The organism is Collinsella sp. AM43-1 (assembly GCF_003467925.1).
In the GTDB taxonomy this organism is placed as follows: domain Bacteria; phylum Actinomycetota; class Coriobacteriia; order Coriobacteriales; family Coriobacteriaceae; genus Collinsella.
The window spans coordinates 42,368-48,941 of record NZ_QSFR01000016.1; the positions used below are offsets into that span (position 1 = coordinate 42,368).

Below are 6,574 nucleotides of genomic sequence, written 5' to 3' on the forward strand. Positions count from 1 at the left end.
CATGGACACCGCAACCCGCGACCGCAACATAGCAACTTGGTTGGGCGGTGCGCCGCAGTCGGTACGTGACACTACGAACCAGCTGCTCGAGCGCATCGCCCTTCTGCGTGCCGAGCAGACCATCTACCCGGCACAAGACGACATCCTCAATGCCCTCGCCTACACGCCGGCCGACCAGGTCAAGGCTGTCATCTTGGGCCAAGACCCCTATCACGGACCCAACCAGGCCATGGGTCTGTCGTTCTCGGTACCTGCGACGCAAACCAAGTTGCCGCCGAGCCTGCGCAACATCTATAAGGAACTCAAAGCCGATCTGGGTTGTCCCATTCCCGCCACGGGAGACCTAACCCCATGGGCACAACAGGGCGTCCTGCTCCTCAACACTACGCTCACCGTGCGCGAGCATGCCGCGAACTCGCACGCCAAACTGGGCTGGAGCACGCTCACCGACTACGTTATCGAACGCTGCTGTCAGCTGCCCCAGCCGGTAGTCTTTTTGGCATGGGGCCGCTTTGCCCAGCAGATGGTCGAAGGCAAGCTCGCCGCTACCGGCGCGGGCAAGGCAACCGGCAAGTTCTGTCTGGCCTCTACGCACCCCTCGCCGCTTTCGGCCAACCGTGCCACGGCAGAACTCCCCGCTTTTATGGGGTCGCGCCCCTTCTCTGCCGCCAATCGGCTACTCGAACAGCACGGCTCGACCCCCGTCAACTGGACTTGCATCGGCTAAAAATCGATACATCAAAAACGCGCCCGACAGCTTTCCATCGGGCGCGTTTCCTATTCGGGCCAAATAAATTGCGTGCGGCCGGCCTCGCCGCCATCGATCAACAGGCTCTGCCCGGTCATAAACCGGTTGGTCACGCCCACAAAGTAGATCCACTCGGCGATCTCTTGGGCGGTGGCCCAGCGTTTAAGCGGCGTGAGCTCCATAATCTGGTTCCACAGGTGTTCGTCTTCCATCACGCAACGGTTGAGCGGCGTGATAACGCCGCCCGGGTCCACGCTGTTGGCGATGGCCTGCGGCGCCAGGCGGTTTGCAAGGTTCTTGGTGTAGGCAATAACGCCACCCTTGCTGGCAGCATAGGCGGGAAACTCCGATCCCGTATGTCCGCTCGCCGACCCCACATTGACCACGGATTGGATAGCAGGCGCTGGCTTGGCGGCAAGCCCCTCTCCCACAAAGGCGTAGCGCTCGGTCACGTTGATGGTGCCACGCAGGTTGGCGGCAATGTCATCGGCCGAATCCTGTACACCGGCAACGTTCACGATTACCTGAGGCTCAAGGTCGCCTGGAAACGAGTTAGGCTCGCGTACATCAACGATCAGATGGCGGTAGCGCTCGTGCTCGACCGCCGTCGGCAGCAGGTCAAAGCCCACGACCTCGTGGCCCTCGTCCAAAAAGCGCTGCACGCACGCGGCTCCGATACCGCCCGAAGCGCCCGTGATCAAAACCCGCATACTTGCCCCTTAGGCGGTTGCGTGGCGCTCGAGGTACTCGGCGCCCACATTCTCACGCTCCCAGCCACGCACGACCTTGTAGCCCACGGGGCTCAGAAAGACCTCGCACAGCAGCTCGGCAACAGCGCCGGTCAGCGAGCACATAAGGACCTGCACCCAGGTCCAACCAAAGAACGTGTGGCTCACCACAATGGCAAAGACCAAGTTGTCGATAAACTGGCCAACACCCGTGGACACATAGGAGCGGAAGGCAAAGCTCGCAAAGTTATTCTTTTTGAGCATACGGCCGAGCGACTGGTTGAGCGTGGAATTAACCACGGCAGAAACGAGCATTGCCAGCGAAGAGCCCAGCACCACGTACCAGGTGCCGCCAATGGTGGCGTTAAGGGCAGTGTTGACCTCGATCATGCCCGTGTCGTAGTAAGCGCCCCACATGCCGGGCGTGAGCGAGCACGCCCAAAAGCACAGGCTCACGGCCAGGTTGACCAGCAGCGCGAGGACAGAGATTTTGATGGATGCCTTGGCGCCAAAGCGCTTGCAGATCATGTCCTGGCACAAAAACGAAACCCAGCTCACCACAAAGCCGCAATCGAGTGCCAGATACGGCAGGCTGATAAGCTCTTTGTTGGCCAGCAGGTTCATCATGATGACACTCACGAAAAACAGCGAAACCGTTGCCGCGGGAATGCTCCGCAACAGGACCTTGTAGTCCTCCATGACCTTCTTGATCATTATGTACTCCTTTGGTTTTAGGTTTAACGAGCAGGATATCGGACCCGAACTGCTCGGACGTCACGGGCTTGAGACGACGATGGGTATAATAGCCGCTCACACGGCATCAGGCAAGCAAACGGCGCGGCAGCCCCACAGGGCCACCGCGCCGATGCATTAAAAGGCTACGTTGCCAAACTCCGACAGGATAAGATCGGGGTTGTGATCGGTTGCCCAATCCACGTTCCACGGGCTCGTGAACAGCAGCAGCTTACCGCCGCGCATGTCCTCGACGCGCAGCGTGTCACGCGTGAGCGAAAGGCCCGGGATATCAATGGTATCGGGGTCGTTCTGAATCCAGCGGATGTCCGTATAGGGCAGCGGCTGGCGACGGACCTCAACACGATACTCGGCCTTGAGGCGGCGCTCGAGTACCTCAAACTGCAGCACACCGACCACGCCCACGATGACGCTCTCCATGCCGGCACCCAGCTCGCGGAAGATCTGGATGGCGCCCTCCTGGGCAAGCTCCTCCATGCCCTTCACAAACTGCTTGCGCTTGAGCGTGTCGACCTGCGTAATGCGAGCGAACATCTCGGGGGCAAACGTCGGGATCTGCGGATACTGCACGTGGCGCTTGCCGGAGCACACGGTGTCACCGATGCTAAAGATACCCGGATCGAACAGGCCCACGATATCGCCCGCGTACGCCTCGTCCACGATGGCGCGGTCATCGGCCATCATCGACGTGCCCGTGGCAAGCTTGAGCTTGCGGTTGCCCTGCACGTGGAAGGCGTCCATGCCACGCTCGAACTTGCCCGAGCAAATGCGCACAAAGGCGATGCGGTCGCGGTGGTTCTTGTCCATATTGGCCTGGATCTTAAACACAAAGCCGCTAAAGTCATCGCGGCAGGGATCGACCGGTTCGCTGGTGAGCGTATCGGTATAGGCGCGCGGCGTCGGGGCCAGACGCAGGAACTCCTTGAGGAAGGGCTCCACGCCAAAGTTGGTGAGCGCCGAGCCAAAGAACGCCGGGCTCAGCTTGCCGCAGGCCACGGCATCCAAGTCGAGCTCGTCGCCGGCGCCATCGAGCAGCTCGATGTCGTCCATCAGGTTCTTATGGTTCTCTTCGCCAATAAGCTCGTCCATGGAAGGATCGCCCAGCTCGGCCTCGACCTCGGCGACCTTCTTGGTGGCGTTGGCGTGGCCGTCGCCCTCAAAGGCAATGACGCGACGGGTCTGACGGTCGAACACGCCGCGGAAGTTGCGGCCGCTGCCGATCGGCCAGTTCATGGGATACGTATTGATACCCAGGACGTTCTCGATCTCTTCCATGAGCTCAAACGGATCGCGAGCCTCGTGGTCGAGCTTATTCACAAAGGTGAAGATGGGAATGTGACGCAGCGTACAGACCTTAAAGAGCTTTTTGGTCTGGGCCTCGACGCCCTTGGCGCCGTCGATGACCATGACTGCGGCGTCGGCGGCCATAAGGGTACGGTAGGTATCCTCCGAGAAGTCCTGGTGGCCGGGGGTATCGAGGATGTTGACGCAGGCGCCATTATAGGTGAACTGCAGCACCGAGGAGGTAACGGAAATGCCGCGCTCCTTCTCGATGTCCATCCAGTCCGAGACGGCGTGCTTAGCCGAGCTCTTGCCCTTGACCGAGCCGGCGGTCTGAATGCTGCCGGTATAGAGCAGCAGCTTCTCGGTAAGCGTGGTCTTACCGGCGTCCGGGTGGCTGATGATCGCGAATGTGCGGCGCGACGAGATTTCATCCGACAGGCTTGCCATGCGGATCCTTTCTTGCATTGAGTGCATTACGTCGTTGTAACCGCATTATTGTAGCCGCCAAATCCCGCCATAGGGCACCTATCAGGACAAATTCATTAGCCGAGCTCGCTGTGCACCGGGCAGCCGCCTCAAGGATTGTCTCGATCTGTAACATCTAGCCGCCAAAATCGGCTCCAGATGTTACAGATCTAGATAAACGGCTGGGAAGATCGACACCGTCTCAATCTCGTCTCAATCTGTAACAGATAGACGGGTTTTGAGCCTCTACCTGTTACAGATCGAGATAAACGCGCAGGCGGGCGACCAATGTCTCAATCTGTAACATCTAGCCACCAAAAACGGGCCTTAGTGTTACAGATTGAGATGAACGAGCAGGAAGGTCGGGACTGTCTCAATCTGTAACAGGTAGACACCAAAATCGGCTCCAGATGTTACAGATCGAGACAAACGAACGAAGAGACAGGCGAGCCTACATTTCTTCTTGCATAACTGTGCATAGTGTATATATACTGTGCTTACCGGTTATATACACGTGTAGCCCAACAGCTAAGGAGCCGCTGTGGACATTATCCTATCCAATTCGAGCGACAAGCCCATCTACGAGCAAATAGCCTCGCAAGTCAAAGCTCAGATCCTTTCGGGCACGTTCGCGGCGGGAGCCAAACTCCCCAGTATCCGTGCACTCGCGAGCGATCTTGGCGTGAGTGTCATCACCACCAAGCGCGCCTACGCCGACCTGGAGCAACTCGGCTTCATCTGCACCGTGCAGGGCAAGGGCTGTTTTGTCGCCGAGGGCAACCAGGAGCTCTTGCGCGAAAACCAGCTCTGCCATATCGAAGAACTGCTTGCGAAAGCGGCGAGCCAAGCCGAAGCCCTGGGCGTTACGCGCGACAAGCTGCACGAGATGCTCGACCTGGTAGCCCCCGAAACCATGCAGTAGCCATCTGCAAGAAAGGCTATACCATGCAAAACCTTTTAGAACTCAAAGGCATCTCACGCCGTGTGAGCGACCGTTTTTCGTTGCGAGTGGTCACACTCGCCGTGGAGCCCGGCCAGATCGTTGGCTTTGTGGGCGCAAATGGCGCCGGCAAGACGACGACCATTCGCGCCGCGCTTGGGCTTATAAAGCTCGATGCCGGCGAGGTGCATCTGCTTGGACAGCGCTGCGACGCCAACGCGCCCGACGAGACGCAGCGCCACCTGCGCTCCCGCATCGGGCTTGTCCTGGACACGTGTCCCTTCCCCTCCACGCTCAAGGTGGGCCAGGTCGAGAGGCTCGTAGGCCCGGCATACCCCACGTGGAGCTGCGAAACGTTCGCCGGATTCATCGACCGATTTGGCCTCGATCCCAAGACGAAGGTCAAGGACCTCTCCCGCGGCATGGGCATGAAGCTGCAGCTTGCCTGCGCACTCAGTCACAATGCTAAGCTGCTCGTTTTGGACGAAGCCACCGCGGGCCTCGATCCCATGGCGCGCGAGGAACTGCTCGACGAGTTGCTTGCCTTTGTCGCCGACGGCCAGCACAGCGTGCTGCTCTCAAGCCACATTACATCCGACCTCGATCGCACTGCCGACCGCGTCATCTGCATCGATAACGGCTCGATTGTGTTTGACCTGCCGCGCGAGGACATTACCGACCGAGCCGGCATCGCCCACTGCACCCAAGCACAGGCGTCCGAGCTCATGGCTTGCGTCGAAGGCGCCCGTGCCGCCCACCACGCCTATAGCGTGGACGTGCTCGTGCCCAACCGTCGCGAGGCGCTCGAGGCCTTCCCCGAGATTCCCTGCGACCGGGCAACAATTGATGACTATCTTCGCCTCATGCTGAAAGGGGCTTCGAAATGAAACGCGCCTTTATGTCTGAGCTCGCCATCGTCCGCACGCTTGTCCCGAGCATCGCGGGCGTCGGCCTGTTCATCTTCGTCGTACTGACCCTCGCCAACGCATCGGATGGCGATGCCAGTATGAGCGCCGGCGCCTGTGCGGTCAGTGCCATGTCGCCCATCGTGGTCATGAACTCGCTGGCCGGCTACGACAATCAAAACGGATGGGAGCGCTATCGGGCAACGCTGCCCCTCTCGCGCAAAGACATCATCTGTGCACGCTACCTGAGCATCATTGTCTTCTCGGCCGTCATGGCGTGCGCCGCCGCGCTTCTGAGCATCGTCTCCATCCCGCTCTTCAACAGCGTGGGTATCCCCTCGACGGGACAGACCGTCTTTGAGACCGCAATCGCTTCGACCGCGTCCATGCTCATTTCCCTCATGATGGTGTTTCTGGCACAGCCGCTGTTCTTTCGATTTGGACACATGGAGGCGCTGCGCCTTTCCGTCGGCCTGTTTGCCCTGCTCGGATGCCTTGCCATGGCCACACTGAGCTCCTCCAACCCCATCAGCAACTGGCTCATGTCGATTGCTGGGGCGAATCCCGATCCCGCCGTTCTGGGCTGTCTGTGCGCAGGAATTGCCGTGCTGGCCCTCGCGCTATGCGCAATCAGCTGCACCGTCAGCACCAAGGTTTATCGAGTACACGACCTGTAGGCACGCGAGTCTCAATCCACGAAGGACGCGATCGCCCCATTACAGTCTGAAATAGGCCATCGATAAATTTCGAT

7 protein-coding genes are annotated in these 6,574 nt (G+C 59.5%); 4 read left to right on the plus strand and 3 right to left on the minus strand.

Annotated features, from left to right (window positions below; translation table 11 throughout):
* The first annotated feature begins 1 nt into the window (after position 1).
* Positions 2–727, plus strand: coding sequence for a uracil-DNA glycosylase (locus tag DW925_RS08025; protein ID WP_117630048.1), 726 nt, complete (start codon positions 2–4; stop codon positions 725–727).
* Positions 728–777: 50 nt separating this feature from the next.
* Here DW925_RS08025 and DW925_RS08030 read toward each other — a convergent pair whose 3' ends face one another.
* From DW925_RS08030 to DW925_RS08040, 3 genes are all read right to left on the minus strand, one after another.
* The gene (locus tag DW925_RS08030; RefSeq protein ID WP_117630049.1) at positions 778–1,458 is read right to left on the minus strand and encodes an SDR family NAD(P)-dependent oxidoreductase; all 681 of its coding nucleotides are present in this window, start codon (positions 1,456–1,458) and stop codon (positions 778–780) included.
* 9 nt (positions 1,459–1,467) lie between these two features.
* Positions 1,468–2,190 (minus strand): VUT family protein, encoded by a 723-nt coding sequence (locus DW925_RS08035; protein WP_233503106.1) that lies wholly within the window; start codon positions 2,188–2,190, stop codon positions 1,468–1,470.
* A 156-nt stretch (positions 2,191–2,346) separates the two neighbouring features.
* Positions 2,347–3,960 (minus strand): peptide chain release factor 3, encoded by a 1,614-nt coding sequence (locus tag DW925_RS08040; RefSeq protein ID WP_055286676.1) that lies wholly within the window; start codon positions 3,958–3,960, stop codon positions 2,347–2,349.
* Positions 3,961–4,519: 559 nt separating this feature from the next.
* Here DW925_RS08040 and DW925_RS08045 point away from each other — a divergent pair.
* Genes DW925_RS08045 through DW925_RS08055 form a run of 3 tightly spaced genes read left to right on the plus strand, consistent with a single transcriptional unit; the run spans position 4,520 to position 6,500 of the window.
* The gene (locus DW925_RS08045) at positions 4,520–4,900 is read left to right on the plus strand and encodes a GntR family transcriptional regulator (protein ID WP_117790780.1); all 381 of its coding nucleotides are present in this window, start codon (positions 4,520–4,522) and stop codon (positions 4,898–4,900) included.
* Positions 4,901–4,923: 23 nt separating this feature from the next.
* Complete coding sequence (locus tag DW925_RS08050) at positions 4,924–5,805, plus strand: ABC transporter ATP-binding protein (RefSeq protein ID WP_117786914.1); 882 nt, start codon at positions 4,924–4,926, stop codon at positions 5,803–5,805.
* Complete coding sequence (locus DW925_RS08055; RefSeq protein WP_117630050.1) at positions 5,802–6,500, plus strand: ABC-2 transporter permease; 699 nt, start codon at positions 5,802–5,804, stop codon at positions 6,498–6,500. Before DW925_RS08050 ends, DW925_RS08055 begins: the two co-directional genes overlap by 4 nt.
* Positions 6,501–6,574: the final 74 nt, after the last annotated feature.

What these genes read in the sequence shown, in the direction of transcription:
- DW925_RS08040 (WP_055286676.1), bottom strand. Translation starts at nt 3,960, where the DNA reads ATGGCAAGCCTGTCGGATGAAATCTCGTCGCGCCGCACATTCGCGATC.
- DW925_RS08025 (WP_117630048.1), top strand. Translation starts at nt 2, where the DNA reads ATGGACACCGCAACCCGCGACCGCAACATAGCAACTTGGTTGGGCGGT.
- DW925_RS08035 (WP_233503106.1), bottom strand. Translation starts at nt 2,190, where the DNA reads ATGATCAAGAAGGTCATGGAGGACTACAAGGTCCTGTTGCGGAGCATT.
- DW925_RS08050 (WP_117786914.1), top strand. Translation starts at nt 4,924, where the DNA reads ATGCAAAACCTTTTAGAACTCAAAGGCATCTCACGCCGTGTGAGCGAC.
- DW925_RS08055 (WP_117630050.1), top strand. Translation starts at nt 5,802, where the DNA reads ATGAAACGCGCCTTTATGTCTGAGCTCGCCATCGTCCGCACGCTTGTC.
- DW925_RS08030 (WP_117630049.1), bottom strand. Translation starts at nt 1,458, where the DNA reads ATGCGGGTTTTGATCACGGGCGCTTCGGGCGGTATCGGAGCCGCGTGC.